This is a genomic window from Pseudomonas sp. PH1b (assembly GCF_000633395.1).
Taxonomy (GTDB): domain Bacteria; phylum Pseudomonadota; class Gammaproteobacteria; order Pseudomonadales; family Pseudomonadaceae; genus Aquipseudomonas.
This window is the reverse complement of record NZ_AYMU01000005.1, coordinates 107795-123989: the sequence shown is the minus strand read 5'-3', so window position 1 is coordinate 123989 and position 16195 is coordinate 107795. Positions and strand designations below refer to the sequence as shown.

Sequence of the window (16195 nt, the reverse complement as noted above, 5' to 3'; positions counted from 1 at the left end):
TGCCGGCGAAAGCGGTCTTGCGGGCCCCTTCGCTGGCAAGCCAGCTCCTACGGCTGGCAGAGATATCGCGGAAGGCTCTGTAGGAGCCGGCTTGCCGGCGAAGGCGGTCTTGCGGGTCTCTTCGCTGGCAAGCCAGCTCCTACGGTAGGCGGCGACAGGCTCAGGGCTCTAGGCCGATGCCCCGCAGGATGACGCTGGTGACGGTCTGTACCGCTCGTTCGAATTGCAGGTCCGACAGGGGCTGGTGGTCGTTGAGGATCATCACCTGGTGGTCGAAGTCGGCGTAGTGCTGGGTCGAGGCCCAGATCATGTACAGCAGGCTTGAGGGTTCCACCGGCAGGATCCGCCCGTCCTCGACCCATTGGCGGATCTTCGCTTCCTTCATCTTCGCCCAGTCGTACAGGCTGGCATCCAGGGCCTCGCCCAGGGTCGGGGCACCGTGCATGATTTCGTTGGCCCAGACCTTGGAGCCATAAGGCCGGCTGCGGGAATGCTGCATCTTGGCGCGGATGTAGCTGCTGAGCACCACCCGCGGGTCGTCGAACATCTCGAAGCACAGGGCGTCCTGCTTCCATACCTCCAGCAGGTCCAGGAGCACGGCGCTGTACAGCTCGTTCTTGGTGCTGAAGTAGTAATGCAGGTTGGAACGCGGCAGTTGCACTTCTTCGGCGATGTCGGCCATGGCGGTGCCGGCATAGCCCTTTTCAGCGAAGATTTTCTCGGCACCCAGGAGGATTTTTTCCACGTTGCTGCGACGAATCTCGATCTTGTGATTGCCCATGAGGGCTCCTAGGAAAACAGTCTGGGGCAAGACTAGCATTCGTCCGCGCACTGCGGGGAGGCGTCAGGGCTGGGACATTGCAGGACGACGCCGGTCTTTCGCCGCCCGGCGGTATTGGGTAGGATCGGCCTCCCGCTCATTTGCAGCAGCCACTGCGGTGCTCCGTCCAGGCGTTAATTCGCGACACGGGCATACAGGTCTCTGCCCGAATGCCGGCCCTGCCCCATCGCCGGCCATCTGTCCTGTTACCGATGGAACATGCTCATGAAGATTCGCCCTCGCGTCGCTGCGGACGACGCCCTGCTGACCGCGCTCTGGGAGCGTTCGGTGCGCGCCACCCATGACTTTATCGCTGAAGACGATATCCAGCGCCTCTACCCGCTGGTGCGCGACAGCTACCTGCCGGCCCTCGACGTTCTGGTCTGGGAAACTCCCGATGCCAGCCCCGGCGGCTTTATCGCCACCAGCGACGACACGGTGCAGATGCTGTTCATCGACCCGGCCCTGCGCGGCCAGGGCATCGGCCGTAGGCTACTGGACCAGGTGCGTCGCCCTGGCCTGAAGGTCGACGTCAATGAACAGAACCCCCAGGCCCACGGCTTCTACCGGCACTACGGCTTCGCCGACTGCGGCCGCTCGGAAACCGACGGCGAAGGACGACCGTTTCCGATCATCCACATGCAGTTGCAAGATCGTTGAGCCCTGCCCTCTTTGTTAAAGGTAATCCTCTCATGTCACTGAAAAACCTCTTCACCACCACCGCCCTGCTCGCCTCCCTGCTGGCGGCCTCCTCGGCAATGGCCCACGCGCACCTGAAAGGCGCCACGCCGGCGGCCGACAGCAGCGTGGTCGCGCCCACCGAACTGCGCCTGGTGTTCACCGAAGGCGTGGAAGCGGCCTTCACCCAGGTCACGATCAGCAAGGACGGCGCCCCTCTCGAGGTGAAAGGCCTGGCCACCGAAGGTTCGGACAAGAAGACCCTGGTCGTCACTCCGGCCGCCACGCCGCTGCAAGCCGGCGAGTACAAGGTGCAATGGCACGCGGTGTCGGTGGACACCCACAAGAGCGAAGGCAGCTACAGCTTCAAGGTGAGCCCGTAATCCATGGCGTCATGGCTGGTGCTGTGCCGCTTCGTGCACTTTGCGGTGGTGCTGACCCTGGTCGGCGCCTGGGTGTTTCGCCCGCTGTTGCTGGGCCGTGATTCAGCGCAGAACGAGCATGGCGCCGTGCAGCGACAGCTTGATCGGCTCAGCCGCTGGTTGACGCTGATCGGTCTGGGCAGCGGCCTGTGCTGGCTGCTGCTGATTACCGCCAGCATGGCCGGCTCCTGGTCGGCGGCGCTGGACCCGACGACCTTGCAATTGGTGTTGGGCAAGACCTTTTTCGGCCAGGTCTGGACCTGGCACCTGCTGCTCAACCTGCTGTTGCTGGCGCTGCTGCCGACCCCACTGGGCCGGCGCCTGCCGCTGCAACTGGGGCTGGGCGCTGTGCTCCTGGCAACCCTGGCGCCGGTGGGCCACGGCGCCATGCTCGATGGGGTGCAGGGGCAGTTGCTGATCCTCAATCAGATCGTGCATTTAAGCTGTGTGGCCATGTGGCTGGGGGGCCTGCTGGTGCTGTTGCTGGTGTTGCGGCAGCCCGCGGGCCTGTCTGTCGAACCGTTGTTGAAGCGCTTCAGCGGCGTGGGTTATGGGCTGGTCAGCGGTTTGCTGATAACCGGCCTGATCAATGTGCGGGTACTTACCGGGCAGTGGTGGCCGACCCCGTTGTTCAGCGGCTTTGCCCTGATCCTGCTGATCAAGGTGCTGCTGGTGGCGGGGATGCTGGGGTTGGCGCTGTTCAATCGCTTGCGGATTCGCGGTTGCGACCGGCGCCTGGGCACCTTGCGCAACAGCGTACTGATGGAGTGGCTGCTGGGCGTGGCGGCGGTGGCCGCCGTGTCGTTGCTGGGCACCTTGCCACCGATGCAGGCGGTGTAAACCACAGCCGGTAGGAGCTGGCTTGCCAGCGAAGGCGTCCGCCCAGGCCATGCAAGGCTCAAGGGCCTCTTCGCCGGCAAGCCGGCTCCTACGAAAAAGCATTGGGCGCGGGTAAACCACAATCCCGTAGGAGCTGGCTTGCCAGCGAAGGCGTCCGCCCAGGCCATGCAAGGCTCAAGGGCCTTTTCGCCGGCAAGCCGGCTCCTACGAAAAAACATTGGGCGCGGGCAAAACACAATCCCGTAGGAGCTGGCTTGCCAGCGAAGGCGTCCGCCCAGGCCATGCAAGACTCAAGGGCCTCTTCGCCGGCAAGCCGGCTCCTACTAAAAAGCATTGGGCGCGGGTAAACCACAATCCCGTAGGAGCTGGCTTGCCAGCGAAGGCGTCCGCCCAGGCGATGCAAGGCTCAAGGGCCTCTTCGCCGGCAAGCCGGCTCCTACGAAAAAGCATCGGGTGCGGGCAAAACACAACCCCGTAGGAGCTGGCTTGCCAGCGAAGGCGTCCGCCCAGGCGATGCAAGGCTCAAGGGCCTCTTCGCCGGCAAGCCGGCTCCTACGGGGCGTCAGTGGGGGGTGGCGCGGGTGTCGATGCTGACCACCACCGATAACCCCGGGCGCAGGCGGTCGAGCTCTGGCTGGTCGGGGTCGACGGTGATCCGCACCGGCACTCGCTGGGCAATCTTGACGAAGTTGCCGGTGGCGTTGTCGGCCTGCAGCAAGGCGAACTCGGAACCGGTGGCCGGTGAGATCAACTGCACCCTGCCGGTGAATTTGCGATGGTTCAGGGCATCCACGGTAAAGCTCACCGGCTGACCGATATGCACATTGTCCATCTGGGTTTCCTTCATGTTGGCGATCACCCACAGCTGGCTGGGCACCAGGGCCATGAGTTGCGCCCCGGAGTTGACGTAGGCCCCCAGGCGCACGCCGATCTGCCCCAATTGCCCATCCCGGGGTGCCAGCACCCGGGTGTTGGACAGGTCGATCCGCGCCAGTTCCACCGCCGCTTCGGCGCTGGCCACCGCCGCTTCCAGGGAGCCGCGGTTGACGATCACGGTCTGCAGGTCCTGGCGGGCGATTTCCAGTTGCGCCTGGGCCTGGGCCACGGCGGCCACGGTCTGGGCATTGGCCGCGCGGGTCACGTCCAACTCGCGCCGGGACACCGAGCCGTCGGCGATCAACGCTTCGTTGCGCTGCAGGTCGGCCGCGCTCTTGCGCGCCTGGGCCTGGCTGTCGGCCAGGGCCGCCTGGCGCAGCTTGATGGTGGCCTCGGCGCTGTTGCGTTGCTGCAGGGCATTGGCCAGGGCGGCCTTCTGCACCGCCAGTTGGGCCAGGGACTGGTCCAGGCGCTGCTTGTAGATGCGGTCGTCGAGGCGCACCAGCAGGTCGCCGGCCTTGACCTGCTGGAAGTCCTGCACCGGTACTTCGAACACATAGCCGCTGAGCTGCGGGCCGATGATGGTCACCTGGCCGCGCACCAGGGCGTTCTCGGTGCTCTCGATGGCGCTGGAGAACGGCGGCAGCTGCCAGGCGTAGAGCACGATCAGCACGCCAACGATGGCAATCGCGGCAAACCCCAGGGAGGACACAATACGCACCGCCAGCGGGCGCGGCTCGGTGGCCGGGATGGTCGGCGGGCCATTGGGCTCGGGGCTCGAGGCAATGGCGTTGGTGGTGGGATTGATCGGTTCGCTCATGAAGAAGGGGCACCACGTGGTTGGACAGGGGCCGGGCTGGCGGGCGCGACGGCTTGGGTCGTGCTCATCAGCCACAGGCTGCGTATGAAGATCCAGATCATGGTCAGGACGGCGATCACCGCAATCAGCATGAACACATCGTTATAAGCCAGTATGTTGGCCTCGCGGGTGGCCGCCGTAGCCAGGGCGCGCATGCCTTGCAAGGTGCGCAGGTCCGGGTCGGCGATGACCTTGCCATAGGCCGCCGCGCCGCTCTGCACCCGCGCCAGTACCTGGGGGTCGAGCAGGGTCAACTGCTCGACGATATGGCTGGAATGGTATTTCTCCCGGGCGATCTGGAAGGTCCCGAGCAGGGCCGAGCCGATCAGCCCGCCGAGGTTCTGGCAAATGCCGAACAGCACCGAGAAGCTCACCAGGTTGCGCGGGTTGGTCAACACGTTGCGGGTGCCCAGGACCATGGTCGGGCCGAGGAAGAAGGTGCCGCCAAAGGCCAGCAGGAACTGGCTGAGGTACATGTTGGCCGGACGCGTGAGGTTGCTGGAGAAGCTGTCCATCACCGAGCCCACGGCCATCAGCGCCAGGGAAATGATCAGCGGCATCAGCAGGTGCGCCGGGTTGATGGTCAGGGCGCTGGTGGCCAGCCCGGCGATGCTGCCCAGCAGCATCACCCCGTAGAGCAGGCGCATCTGCTCGCTGCCCAGGTTCAGCGCCTGGAGAAAACCCACGGCGCCGGTGGACTGCTCGGACAGCACCATGCGGATCAGGATCACCGCCAGGGCCAGGCGGATCATCACCCCGCTGCCCAGCCAGCGGGTCATCAGCATCGGGTTGCTGCGGTTATGTTCGATGCACAGCCCGGCCAGGATCAGCACGATGGAGGCGGCGCTGGCGTAGCCGATCCACGGCGCTTCCAGCCACCAGTCGATGCGCCCCAGGGACAGCACCGCACACAGCAGCGCCACGCCACTGGCCAGCAGGGCGAAGGTCAGGAAGTCGAGTTTCTCGAAGGTACGAAAGCGATCCCCCGGTGGCAGCTTGAGCATGAACACGCAGCCCAGGGAGGTCAGCGCCAGCCCCAGTTCGAACAGATACAGGCCGCGCCATTCGGCGATCTGCAACAGGTCCTCGGAGAACAGCCGGGCCAGGGGCAAGGCCAGTTGCGAAGCGCCCAGCCCCAGCACCAGGGCCTTGAGCCGCCACTTCGCCGGGAAGGCCTGGACCATGTAGTACAGGCCCAGGGAGCTCAGGGCCGCGCCCACCATGCCGTGGGCCGCACGCACGGCGATGGCCGAGCTCAGGTCGTTGACGAACAGGTGGCCAAAGGTCACCAGGGCGTAGAGCACCAGGAACACTTCGGTGAAGGCGCGCAGGCCGAACTGCTGGCGAAACTTCACCAGCAGCAGGTTCATCGACACGTTGGTCATGACATAGGCCGCCGGCAGCCAGGCCATTTCCGCGGTGGTGGCCCCCAGCGCGCCCTGCAGGTACGGCAGGTTGGCGATCACCAGCGAGTTGCCCAGGCCGCCGGTGATGGCCACCAGCAAGCCCACCAGGGCATAGGCCAGGCGCTTGTGGGTGGGATGCAGCGGTGTGGACGGAGAACCGGGCAGGCTGGGCTTTTCGTGGGGCTGCCAGTTGCGCGGCGCGTAGTGATCCATGCAGTGACCTTGTGCGGTGCCAGGCTGCGGTGCAGCCGCGGGCGATGTTCCTGGTGGTTCGCCAGTGTGCCGCAAAACCCGGAATCCGGGCGAACCGGCTACCGGCGAGATGAATTTTATTTTAATGCGCTGGCGCCGGCGCGTTTTTTTCGAAATCCTGCTGCCTGCGCCCTGCCCCACTACTCACGACTCTCGGCCGTCACTCCCTGGAGCCCCAATGCCCCTGCACGCGAGCAACCTGCCGTTTATCAAGATGCACGCCAATGGCGATGACTTCGTGCTGATCGATGCCCGTGGCCGCGACCAGCCGATCACTGGCGAACAGGCCAGGGCCCTGGGCGACCGCCGGCGTGGCATCGGCTTCAATCAGTTGGTGGTGCTCGGCGATTGCCCCGAGACGGCGGCTCAACTGACCTTCTGGAATGCCGATGGTTCCAGCCTTGCCACCTGCGGCAGCGCGACCCGTGGCGCCGCCGATCTGCTGATGGACGAAAGCGCCGTCGAGGCGCTGCAAGTCAGGACCGAACGGGGCATTTTGCACTGCCGACGCCTGGAGGATCATTCAGTCTCGGTGGAAATGGGCGAACCGCAGTTCGCCTGGCGGGAGATTCCCCTGGCCGCCCCCCTGGACAGCCTCGCCCTGCCCCTGCCGGGAACGCCGGCTGCGTGCAGCATGGGCAATCCCCATTGCAGCTTCTTCGTCGACGACCTGGCGGCCCTGGACCTGGCCCGCCTCGGCCCGCTGACGGAGAACGACCCGTTGTTTCCACAGAAGACCAACGTGCATTTCATCGAGGTGATCGACCGCCAGACCATCCGCCTGCGGATCTGGGAGCGCAATGGCGCCATTCCCCTGGGCTCGGGTTCCTGCTCTTGCGGGGCGGCGGTCAATGGCATTCGCCGAGGATTGCTCGACAGCCCGGTCCGGGTGCTGTGCGATGGCGGCCCGGTGACCGTGAGCTGGGACGGCCAGGGCACGGTGCACCTGGCCGGTCGCGTGACCCGGGTGTTTCAGGGGTGGCTGTAACCCCGGGGCATTGGTGCAGCCAGGGCTACATCCAGCCCAGCCACTTCCACCAGGTCATGGCGAACACCAGCATCAGCAGATAGCCCACCAGGGTCACCAACAGGCCGACCTTGGCAAATTGCCGGGCGGTGAAGGTCTCGGTGCCCAGGCAGACCATGTTCTGCGGGGCGTTGATCGGCAGGATGAAACCGTAGCTGACGACAAAGCCCAGGAGCATGGTCATGCCCAGGCGGTTGATCTCCCCGGGCAGGGTCTGCAGCACGGCGATGAGGATCGGCAGCAAGGCCGAGGTCAGCGCCGTGGCGCTGGCGAACCCCAGGTGGATGAGGATCAGGAAGGCCGAAAGAATCGCGAACACCGCCAGCGGGCCCACCTGGTCCAGCCCGGTGTGGGCCACCACCTGGGTGCCCAGCCACTGCCCGGCCTGGGTGCTGAGCAGCGCCGTGCCCAGGCTGATGCCGACCCCGAAGACAATCACCGTGCCCCAGGGAATCCGTGACTGCACGTCCTTCCAGGTCATGATGCCGATGCGTGGCAGCAGCAGGATCACCAGCCCGGCGTAGGTGGTGGTCGTGGTGTCGAAGGGGTGCAGCTTGCCTTCGGTGGACCAGGCCAGGAGCAACAGCAGCGACACTGCCAACAGGCGTTTCTGCGGCCCGGTCATGGGGCCGATTTCCGCCAGGGATCGGGCCACCGCTTCCTGGCCACCAGGGATGCTGTCGGTTTCCGGGGGCAGCAGCTTGAGCACCAGCCACAGCAGCACCAGAGACATGATCACCGCCCAGGGCGCCCCGGCGATCAGCCAGTCGAGCCAGGCCACGCGCTGGCCGAGCATCTTGTCCATGAAGCCCACGGTCAGCAAGTTCTGCGCCGCGGCGGTCTGGATCCCGACGTTCCAGATGCTGGTGCCCTGGGCCACCACAATCATCAGGCCGGCGGCGATGTTCGAGCGCTTGTCGACGCCGAACGCGGCAATCACCCCCATCATGATCGGCACCACGCAAGCACTGCGGGCGGTGGCGCTGGGCACCAGCAGGCTGAGGAGAATGGTCACGGCGATGGCGCCGATGAGGATGCGCCGGGTGCTGGTGCCGACCCCGGTCAGGGTCACCAGGGCGATGCGCCGGTCCAGGCCGGTGTGGGTCATCGCGGCGGCGATGAACAGGGCGCCGGCCACCAGGGCCAGGGCCGAGTTGGAGAAGCCGGTCAGCGCCATGCTGATGGCCGCCGAACTGCCGTAGATCTGCGTCGGGTCCTGCAGGGTTGGCGCGGTGCCGATGAGGAATGCCATCAGGGCGGTGATCATGATGGCGCTGGCCTCGTAGGACACCGCCTCGCTGATCCACACCACCACGGCAAATGCCAGGATCGCCAGCATGCGATGCCCGGCCACCGGCAAGTCGGCCGGCAGGGGCAACAGCAGTACGCCGACCAGGGCCAGCACGCCGATCAGCAATCCAATCGGTAATACGGCCTTGGCCGCGGGCGCCGTTGTCACAGGCGTTGTCATGGGCCTTTTCCTTTTCCATTGGACAGGTGCCAAGGATCGCTCAAAACGCTCAAAAGTGCCTTGATAAGGGTCAAGCCCGCGGGTTTGCCGTACCGCGCCGGTCCTCCCGGAGGGGCCGGCAAGCCCAGGCTACCCGGAGCTTTTTCCCGCCTTGGCTGTCCCTCGGCTGAACGATGGAAAACTTGTGGAAATATATTTTTACATTTCTACAGATTTTTCATCATTTTGGAGTCAGAGTGCTATCAAGGCGACAAGGAGTCGAAACGTTTTTAGCTGTATCACTCCAACCTGCAAGGTGCCTCTATGGTGACAAGAAATCTGAAACTGACTTCCAGGGCGCTCGTGAGTTTTGGCGCCATTTGCGTATTGTTGATCGGCTTGGGGGGATTGGCACTGTGGAAAATGGGACAGATTCACGACGCTGCGCTCGACCTTCAGACCAACTGGCTGCCCAGCGTCAGGCAAGCCACGAAAATCGAATCCTCAACCTTGCGTGTGCGCCTGGAGGCCCTGCACTACGCCACTGAGACCGAAAGCCAGAAAGCCGCCTCGCTGGACAAGCTGGGCAACCTGAAAACCACCCTGGCCCAGGCGATCAAGGACTACGAGCCGCTGATCTCCAGCGCCGAAGAAAAAACCAACTACGAGCAGGTCAAGCGCGGCGCCCAGGACTACCTGGACAAGCTGACGGTGATGATCGACAACAGCAAGACCAATACCGCCGAACAGACCAACACCTACATCAACCAGGTCACCGTGCCCCTGGCCAACAGCCTGCAAGCCTCGATCGAGGCGCTGATCCGCATCAATGAAACTGGCGCCGAGCAGTCCGCAACCCTGGCCGGCCAACAGTTTGACAGCGGCCTGACCCTGACCTGGGTGATCATCGTGCTGGCCATTGTCCTGACCATCCTGATCGCCACCCTGTTCACCCGCAGCATCATCCGCCCGGTGCTGTCGCTGCTGGCCACCACCCAGAAAATCGCCGAGGGCGACTTGCGTACCCAGGTGGAAGTCAGCGGCCAGGACGAACTGACCGATCTGCAAACCTCCACCCAGGCGATGCTCGACAGCCTGAAATCCACCATCCGCCACATTGCCGATTCCTCGACCCAACTGGCCTCCGCCGCCGAGGAAATGAGCGCCATCACCCGCGAGTCCAATGCCGGTATCCAGCAACAGAGCATGGAGACCGACCAGGCCGCCACCGCGGTCAACGAAATGACCGCCGCAGTGGAGGAAGTGGCGCGCAACGCGGTGTCCGCCTCGCAGTCGACCCAGGCCTCGGAACGCTCGGCAGGGCTGGGCAAGGAACGGGGCGAACAGACCATCCACTCGATCGAGAAACTCACCGGCACCGTGGAGCACACCCGGGTGGAAATGGCCGGCCTGGCCCAGCAGGCCCAGGACATCACCAAGGTTCTGGACGTGATCCGGGCGATTGCCGAACAGACCAACCTGCTGGCCCTCAACGCCGCCATCGAAGCCGCCCGGGCCGGCGAGCAAGGCCGCGGCTTTGCCGTGGTGGCCGACGAGGTGCGCGCCCTGGCCCACCGGACCCAGCTCTCGACCCAGGAGATCGAGCAGATGATCCAGGGCATCCAGTCGGGTTCGAACAAGGCCATGCTGTCGATGCAGCAAAGCAGCGAGGACGCCAGCCAGACCCTGGCCATCGCCCACGAGGCCGGCGCTGCCATCGGCCATATCACCCAGGCCATCAGCGACATCAACGAGCGTAACCTGATGATCGCCACCGCCTCGGAAGAGCAGGCCCAGGTCGCCCGCTCGGTGGACCAGAACCTGATGAGCATCCGCGACCTGTCGCTGCAAAGCTCGTCGGCCGCCAGCCAGACGTCGATCGCCAGCAGTGAACTGTCGGGCCTGGCGGTGAGTCTGAACAAACTGGTGGCACGCTTCTCCCTCTGAGCGCTGGCGCGGACTGATTCCGCGCCCGCTCGCGAGGCTCAGGACGAATAACGGCAAGGAGCTTTATCGTTCGGCACCGGCCGGCCCCCAAGGGGGCCGCCGGGACTGGATCGGGCGGAGGGTTTCAGCGTGCTCAAACGCATATCCATCACTCAGTTGCGCATGGGGATGTACATCCACCAGTTCGACGGCTCGTGGCTGGATCATTCGTTCTGGAAGGCCGGCTTCGTGCTCAAGAGCCCGTCCGACTACCAGCGTCTGCGCCAGTCCAACCTCACCGACCTGTGGATCGACTTGAACAAGGGCCTGGACCTGGCGCCGGACAGCCCGGCGCCTGCGCCTGCCCCTGCCCCGCTGGTCAAACCCGCGGCCCCGCGGCGGGTCGAGCGCTCCGAGGAAATCCAGCGGGCGCTGAAACTCTGCGCCCACTCGAAACAGGCCGTCATGGCCATGTTCCAGGAAGTGCGCATGGGCCAGGCCATCGAACTGGCCCAGGTGGACGATCTGGTGCATAACCTTTCCGCTTCGCTGCTGCGCCACCCCGACGTGCTGATCAGCCTGGCCCGGCTGAAGACTGCCGACGACTACACCTACATGCACTCGGTGGCGGTGTGTGCGCTGATGGTGGCGGTGGCCCGTCAGTTGCAACTGCCGGCCACCCAGGTGCATCAGGCCGGGGTGGCCGGGCTGCTGCACGACATCGGCAAGCTGACCATCCCCGACAGCATCCTCAACAAACCGGAAAAACTCTCGGCCGACGAGTTCGAGCGGATCAAGCTGCACCCCGCCGCCGGTGGCGCGATCCTGCGCCAGAACCCGCACCTGGATGCGCTGGTGCTGGACGTGTGCCTGCACCACCACGAAAAGATCGACGGCAGCGGCTACCCGCACCGCCTGGCGGGGGAGCAGATCAGCCTGTTCGCGCAGATGGGCGCGGTCTGCGACGTGTATGACGCAGTGACCTCGACCCGCCCCTACAACCGCGGCTGGGACCCGGCCGAAGCGCTGCAGAGGATGTCCGGCTGGACCGGGCATTTCGCCCCGCGGGTGCTTCAGGCCCTGGTCAAGAGTGTCGGCATCTACCCGGTGGGCTCCCTGGTGCGCCTGCACAGCGGGCAGCTGGCGGTGGTGCTGGAACAGAACCCCGACTCGTTGCTGATGCCCAGGGTCAAAGTGTTCTTTTCCACCCGCTCGGGAATGCCTCTGCCGCAACGGGTCATCGACCTGTCACGGCACCAGGGCAAGGAACGCATCGTCGGCCGCGAAGACCCGCAAGACTGGGATTTCAAGCAGCTCGACCGGCTCTGGAGCGAGAGCCCCGCCTGAGCCTCAGGTGCCCAGAGTCAGGCCGTTGGCCGGCAACGGCAGTGCGGTCTTGTAGCGCACCTGCTTGAGGGCAAAGCTGGAGCGGATATTGGCCACCCCGGGGACCTTGGTCAGGAAGTCCATCATGAAGCGCTCCAGGGCCTGGATGGTCGGCACCAGCACGCGGATCAGGTAGTCCGGGTCGCCGGCCATCAGGTAGCACTCCATGACTTCCGGGCGGTCGGCGATGGCCTCTTCGAAATGCTGCAAGGCCTCTTCCACCTGCTTCTCCAGGCTGACGTGAATGAACACGTTGACGTGCAGGCCCAGCAGGTCGGCGTCCAGCAGGGTCACCTGCTCGCGGATCAGCCCCAGCTCTTCCATGGCCTTGACCCGGTTGAAGCAGGGAGTGGGTGAAAGGTTCACCGAACGGGCCAGGTCGGCGTTGGTGATGCGGGCATTCTCCTGAAGGCTGTTGAGAATGCCGATGTCGGTACGGTCCAGTTTACGCATGAGACAAAACAACCTGTTTTTTATGTTTATGCAGATTTTTTATCTGCAAATGATCTCCAGCGCAATGAAACAGAGATAAATATTCTCTCTCACCCGGCCTATGATGTTTGTAGGACAAGATTTCCCTTACCCAGGGAATGACTGCCAGCTAGCGCGCCCAATTACAAGAAATCCACAAGATCGAGCGTAGAAAGCCATGACCACAGCGTATGCACCGCTACGCCTGCACGTTCCCGAACCTTCGGGCCGTCCCGGCTGCAAGACCGACTTCACCTACCTGCGTCTGAACGATGCCGGCCTGGCCCGCAAACCCCCTATCGATATCGAACCTGCCGACTGCGCCGACCTGGCCCGGGGCCTGATCCGTGTGCTCGACGACCAGGGCAACGCCCTGGGCGAATGGGCCGACGACGTGCCTGTGGCCATCCTGCGCCAGGGCATGCGCGCCATGCTCAAGACGCGGATCTTCGACAACCGCATGGTGGTTGCCCAACGGCAGAAGAAGATGTCCTTCTACATGCAGAGCCTGGGCGAGGAAGCCATCGGCAGTGCCCAGGCCCTGGCGCTGAACATCGACGACATGTGCTTCCCCACCTATCGCCAGCAAAGCATCCTGATGGCCCGGGAAGTGCCGCTGGTGGAGATGATCTGCCAACTGCTGTCCAACGAGCGCGATCCGCTCAAGGGACGCCAGCTGCCGATCATGTACTCGGTGAAGGAATCCGGGTTCTTCACCATTTCCGGCAACCTCGCCACCCAGTTCGTGCAGGGCGTGGGCTGGGGCATGGCCTCGGCGATCAAGGGCGATACCAAGATCGCCTCGGCCTGGATCGGCGACGGCGCCACCGCCGAGTCGGACTTCCACACCGCCCTGACCTTCGCCCACGTGTACCGGGCGCCGGTGATCCTCAACGTGGTCAACAACCAGTGGGCGATCTCCACCTTCCAGGCCATCGCCGGCGGTGAAGCCACCACCTTCGCCGGACGCGGCGTGGGCTGCGGCATCGCCTCGCTGCGGGTCGACGGCAACGATTTTGTCGCGGTCTACGCCGCCTCGCGCTGGGCCGCCGAACGCGCCCGCCGCAACCTCGGCCCGACCCTGATCGAATGGGTCACCTACCGCGCCGGCCCGCACTCCACCTCCGACGACCCGTCGAAATACCGCCCGGCCGACGACTGGAGCCACTTCCCCCTGGGCGACCCGATTGCCCGCCTCAAGCAGCACCTGATCAAGATCGGCCAATGGTCCGAAGAGGAACACACCGCCGTCAGTGCCGAGCTGGAGGCCCAGGTCATCGCCGCGCAGAAGGAAGCCGAGCAGTTCGGCACCCTCGCCGGCGGCCAGATCCCAAGCGCCGCGACCATGTTCGAGGATGTCTACAAGGACATGCCCGAACACCTGAAACGCCAACGCCAGGAACTGGGGATCTGAGATGAACGATCACAACAACAATATCCAGCTGGACACCGCCATGACCACCACCACCATGACCATGATCCAGGCCCTGCGCTCGGCCATGGATGTGATGCTCGAGCGTGACGACAACGTCGTGGTGTTCGGCCAGGACGTCGGCTACTTCGGCGGCGTGTTCCGCTGCACCGAAGGCCTGCAGGCCAAGTACGGCACCTCGCGGGTGTTCGACGCGCCGATCTCGGAAAGCGGCATCGTCGGCGCAGCCATCGGCATGGGCGCCTACGGCCTGCGCCCGGTGGCGGAAATCCAGTTCGCCGACTACGTCTACCCGGCGTCCGACCAGATCATTTCCGAGGCCGCGCGCCTGCGCTATCGCTCCGCCGGCCAGTTCACCGCGCCGATGACCCTGCGCATGCCCTGCGGCGGCGGGATCTACGGCGGCCAGACCCACAGCCAGAGCATCGAGGCGATGTTCACCCAGGTCTGCGGCCTGCGCACCGTGATGCCGTCCAACCCCTATGACGCCAAGGGCCTGCTGATCGCCTCCATCGAGAACGATGACCCGGTGATCTTCCTCGAACCCAAGCGCCTGTATAACGGCCCGTTCGATGGTCACCACGATCGCCCGGTCACCCCCTGGTCGAAACACCCCGCGGCCCAGGTGCCGGACGGCTACTACAAGGTGCCCCTGGACGTGGCAGCCATCGCCCGCCCGGGCAAGGACGTGACCATCCTCACCTACGGCACCACGGTGTATGTGTCGCAAGTGGCGGCCGAGGAAACCGGCATCGACGCCGAGGTCATCGACCTGCGCAGCCTGTGGCCCCTGGACCTGGACACCATCGTCAAGTCGGTGAAGAAGACCGGCCGTTGCGTGGTGGTGCACGAAGCCACCCGCACCTGCGGCTTCGGCGCCGAACTGGTGTCGCTGGTGCAGGAACACTGCTTCCACCACCTGGAAGCCCCGATCGAGCGCGTTACCGGTTGGGATACGCCGTATCCCCACGCGCAGGAGTGGGCATATTTCCCAGGGCCGTCCCGAGTGGGCGCGGCGCTGCAACGGGTCATGGAGGTCTGAATGGGCACGCACGTTATCAAGATGCCGGACATCGGCGAAGGCATCGCGGAAGTAGAACTGGCGCAGTGGCATGTCAAGGTCGGTGACCAGGTCGTGGAAGACCAGGTGCTGGCGGACGTGATGACCGACAAGGCGATGGTGGACATCCCCTCCCCGGTGCACGGCAAGGTCATTTCCCTGGGCGGCGAGCCCGGTGAAGTGATGGCGGTAGGCAGCATCCTCATCAGCATCGAAGTCGAAGGCGCGGGCAACCTCAAGGAGTCTGCCCAGGCAACTGCGCCGGCAGCCAAAGAGCCGGCTGCTATTAATAAGCCTGCAGCCGCCCTGCCGGTGGCCGCCGCAGCCCAGGCGGAAAAACCCGTCGCCAGCCAAGCCGCCGCCTGCCGCCCAGCGCCCCAGGCGCCGGTGGCGCGGGAAGCCGACGAACGCCCCCTGGCCTCGCCGGCGGTGCGCAAGCACGCCCTGGACCTGGGCATCCAGCTGCGCCTGGTGCAAGGCAGCGGCCCGGCCGGACGCATCCTCCACGAAGACCTGGACGCCTACCTGGCCCAGGACAGCCAGCCGCTCAAGGGCTACTCGGCACCGGGGGCCGGTTATGCCGAACGCCACGACGAAGAGCAGATCCAGGTGATCGGCATGCGCCGCAAGATCGCCCAGCGCATGCAGGAATCCACCCAGCGCGCCGCGCACTTCAGCTATGTCGAGGAAGTGGACGTCACCGCCCTGGAAGAGCTGCGCATCCACCTCAATGAAAAGCACGGCGCCACCCGCGGCAAGCTGACCCTGCTGCCGTTCCTGGTACGGGCCATGGTCGTTGCCCTGCGCGACTTCCCGCAGATCAACGCCCGCTACGACGATGAAGCCCAGGTCATCACCCGCCTCGGCGCGGTGCATGTCGGGGTCGCGACCCAGAGCGACGTCGGCCTGATGGTGCCGGTGGTGCGTCACGCCGAAGCCCGCAGCCTGTGGGGCAACGCCGAGGAAATCTCGCGCCTGGCCCAGGCCGCCCGCAGCGGCAAGGCCGCGCGCGATGAACTGTCCGGCTCCACCATCACCCTCACCAGCCTCGGCGCCCTGGGCGGAATCGTCAGCACCCCGGTGCTGAACCTGCCGGAAGTGGCGATTGTCGGGGTCAACCGCATTGTCGAGCGGCCCATGGTGATCAAGGGCCAGATCGTGATCCGCAAGATGATGAACCTCTCCAGCTCCTTCGATCATCGGGTGGTCGACGGCATGGACGCTGCGCAATTCATCCAGGCCATTCGCGGCCTGCTCGAACAACCCGCCACGCTGTTTGTGGAGTAAGAC

At 65.0% G+C, this 16195-nt stretch carries 14 protein-coding genes; 9 read left to right on the top strand and 5 right to left on the bottom strand.

The genetic code is table 11. The features are described from left to right. Positions 1-160: 160 nt before the first annotated feature. The gene (locus U873_RS0109925) at positions 161-781 is read right to left on the bottom strand and encodes a TetR/AcrR family transcriptional regulator (RefSeq protein ID WP_025128108.1); all 621 of its coding nucleotides are present in this window, start codon (positions 779-781) and stop codon (positions 161-163) included. A gap of 264 nt (positions 782-1045) precedes the next feature. On the opposite strand from U873_RS0109925, the gene U873_RS0109920 reads away from it, so the two are divergent. Genes U873_RS0109920 through copD form a run of 3 tightly spaced genes read left to right on the top strand, consistent with a single transcriptional unit; the run spans position 1046 to position 2760 of the window. Next, the gene (locus tag U873_RS0109920) at positions 1046-1480 is read left to right on the top strand and encodes a GNAT family N-acetyltransferase (RefSeq protein WP_025128107.1); all 435 of its coding nucleotides are present in this window, start codon (positions 1046-1048) and stop codon (positions 1478-1480) included. 32 nt (positions 1481-1512) lie between these two features. Next, positions 1513-1881 (top strand): copper homeostasis periplasmic binding protein CopC, encoded by a 369-nt coding sequence (gene copC, locus U873_RS0109915; protein WP_025128106.1) that lies wholly within the window; start codon positions 1513-1515, stop codon positions 1879-1881. A 3-nt stretch (positions 1882-1884) separates the two neighbouring features. Next, entirely contained in the window at positions 1885-2760 is an 876-nt protein-coding gene (copD, locus tag U873_RS0109910; protein WP_025128105.1) for a copper homeostasis membrane protein CopD, read from the top strand. A 562-nt stretch (positions 2761-3322) separates the two neighbouring features. Here copD and U873_RS0109905 read toward each other — a convergent pair. Next, positions 3323-4456 carry an HlyD family secretion protein gene (locus U873_RS0109905; RefSeq protein WP_025128104.1) on the bottom strand — a complete coding sequence of 378 codons (1134 nt, stop codon included), beginning with the start codon at positions 4454-4456 and terminating at the stop codon, positions 3323-3325. Further along, positions 4453-6114: an MFS transporter gene (locus U873_RS0109900; protein WP_025128103.1), complete on the bottom strand. Its 1662-nt coding sequence runs from the start codon at positions 6112-6114 to the stop codon at positions 4453-4455. Before U873_RS0109900 ends, U873_RS0109905 begins: the two co-directional genes overlap by 4 nt. 217 nt (positions 6115-6331) lie before the next feature. On the opposite strand from U873_RS0109900, the gene dapF reads away from it, so the two are divergent. Continuing rightward, positions 6332-7141 carry a diaminopimelate epimerase gene (gene dapF, locus U873_RS0109895; RefSeq protein WP_025128102.1) on the top strand — a complete coding sequence of 270 codons (810 nt, stop codon included), beginning with the start codon at positions 6332-6334 and terminating at the stop codon, positions 7139-7141. 25 nt (positions 7142-7166) lie between these two features. Here the strand turns inward: dapF and U873_RS0109890 are convergent, their stop codons facing one another. Continuing rightward, a complete protein-coding gene (locus U873_RS0109890; RefSeq protein WP_025128101.1) occupies positions 7167-8651 on the bottom strand; it encodes a DASS family sodium-coupled anion symporter in 1485 nt (494 codons plus the stop codon). 303 nt (positions 8652-8954) lie between these two features. On the opposite strand from U873_RS0109890, the gene U873_RS0109885 reads away from it, so the two are divergent. After that, entirely contained in the window at positions 8955-10577 is a 1623-nt protein-coding gene (locus U873_RS0109885; protein WP_043274503.1) for a methyl-accepting chemotaxis protein, read from the top strand. A gap of 129 nt (positions 10578-10706) precedes the next feature. Then, positions 10707-11903, top strand: coding sequence for an HD-GYP domain-containing protein (locus U873_RS0109880; protein WP_025128099.1), 1197 nt, complete (start codon positions 10707-10709; stop codon positions 11901-11903). Between the two features lie 3 nt (positions 11904-11906). On the opposite strand, the gene bkdR is transcribed toward U873_RS0109880, so the two are convergent. After that, positions 11907-12395 (bottom strand): Bkd operon transcriptional regulator BkdR, encoded by a 489-nt coding sequence (bkdR, locus tag U873_RS0109875; protein WP_016963011.1) that lies wholly within the window; start codon positions 12393-12395, stop codon positions 11907-11909. 196 nt (positions 12396-12591) lie between these two features. Between bkdR and U873_RS0109870 the strand changes: the two genes are divergently transcribed. From U873_RS0109870 to U873_RS0109860, 3 genes are read left to right on the top strand one after another with little or no spacing between them, the layout of a single operon-like run. Then, positions 12592-13827 (top strand): 3-methyl-2-oxobutanoate dehydrogenase (2-methylpropanoyl-transferring) subunit alpha, encoded by a 1236-nt coding sequence (locus U873_RS0109870; RefSeq protein ID WP_025128098.1) that lies wholly within the window; start codon positions 12592-12594, stop codon positions 13825-13827. A 1-nt stretch (position 13828) separates the two neighbouring features. Beyond that, the gene (locus U873_RS0109865) at positions 13829-14887 is read left to right on the top strand and encodes an alpha-ketoacid dehydrogenase subunit beta (RefSeq protein ID WP_011060829.1); all 1059 of its coding nucleotides are present in this window, start codon (positions 13829-13831) and stop codon (positions 14885-14887) included. After that, positions 14888-16192: a dihydrolipoamide acetyltransferase family protein gene (locus U873_RS0109860; RefSeq protein WP_025128097.1), complete on the top strand. Its 1305-nt coding sequence runs from the start codon at positions 14888-14890 to the stop codon at positions 16190-16192. Positions 16193-16195 lie beyond the last annotated feature (3 nt).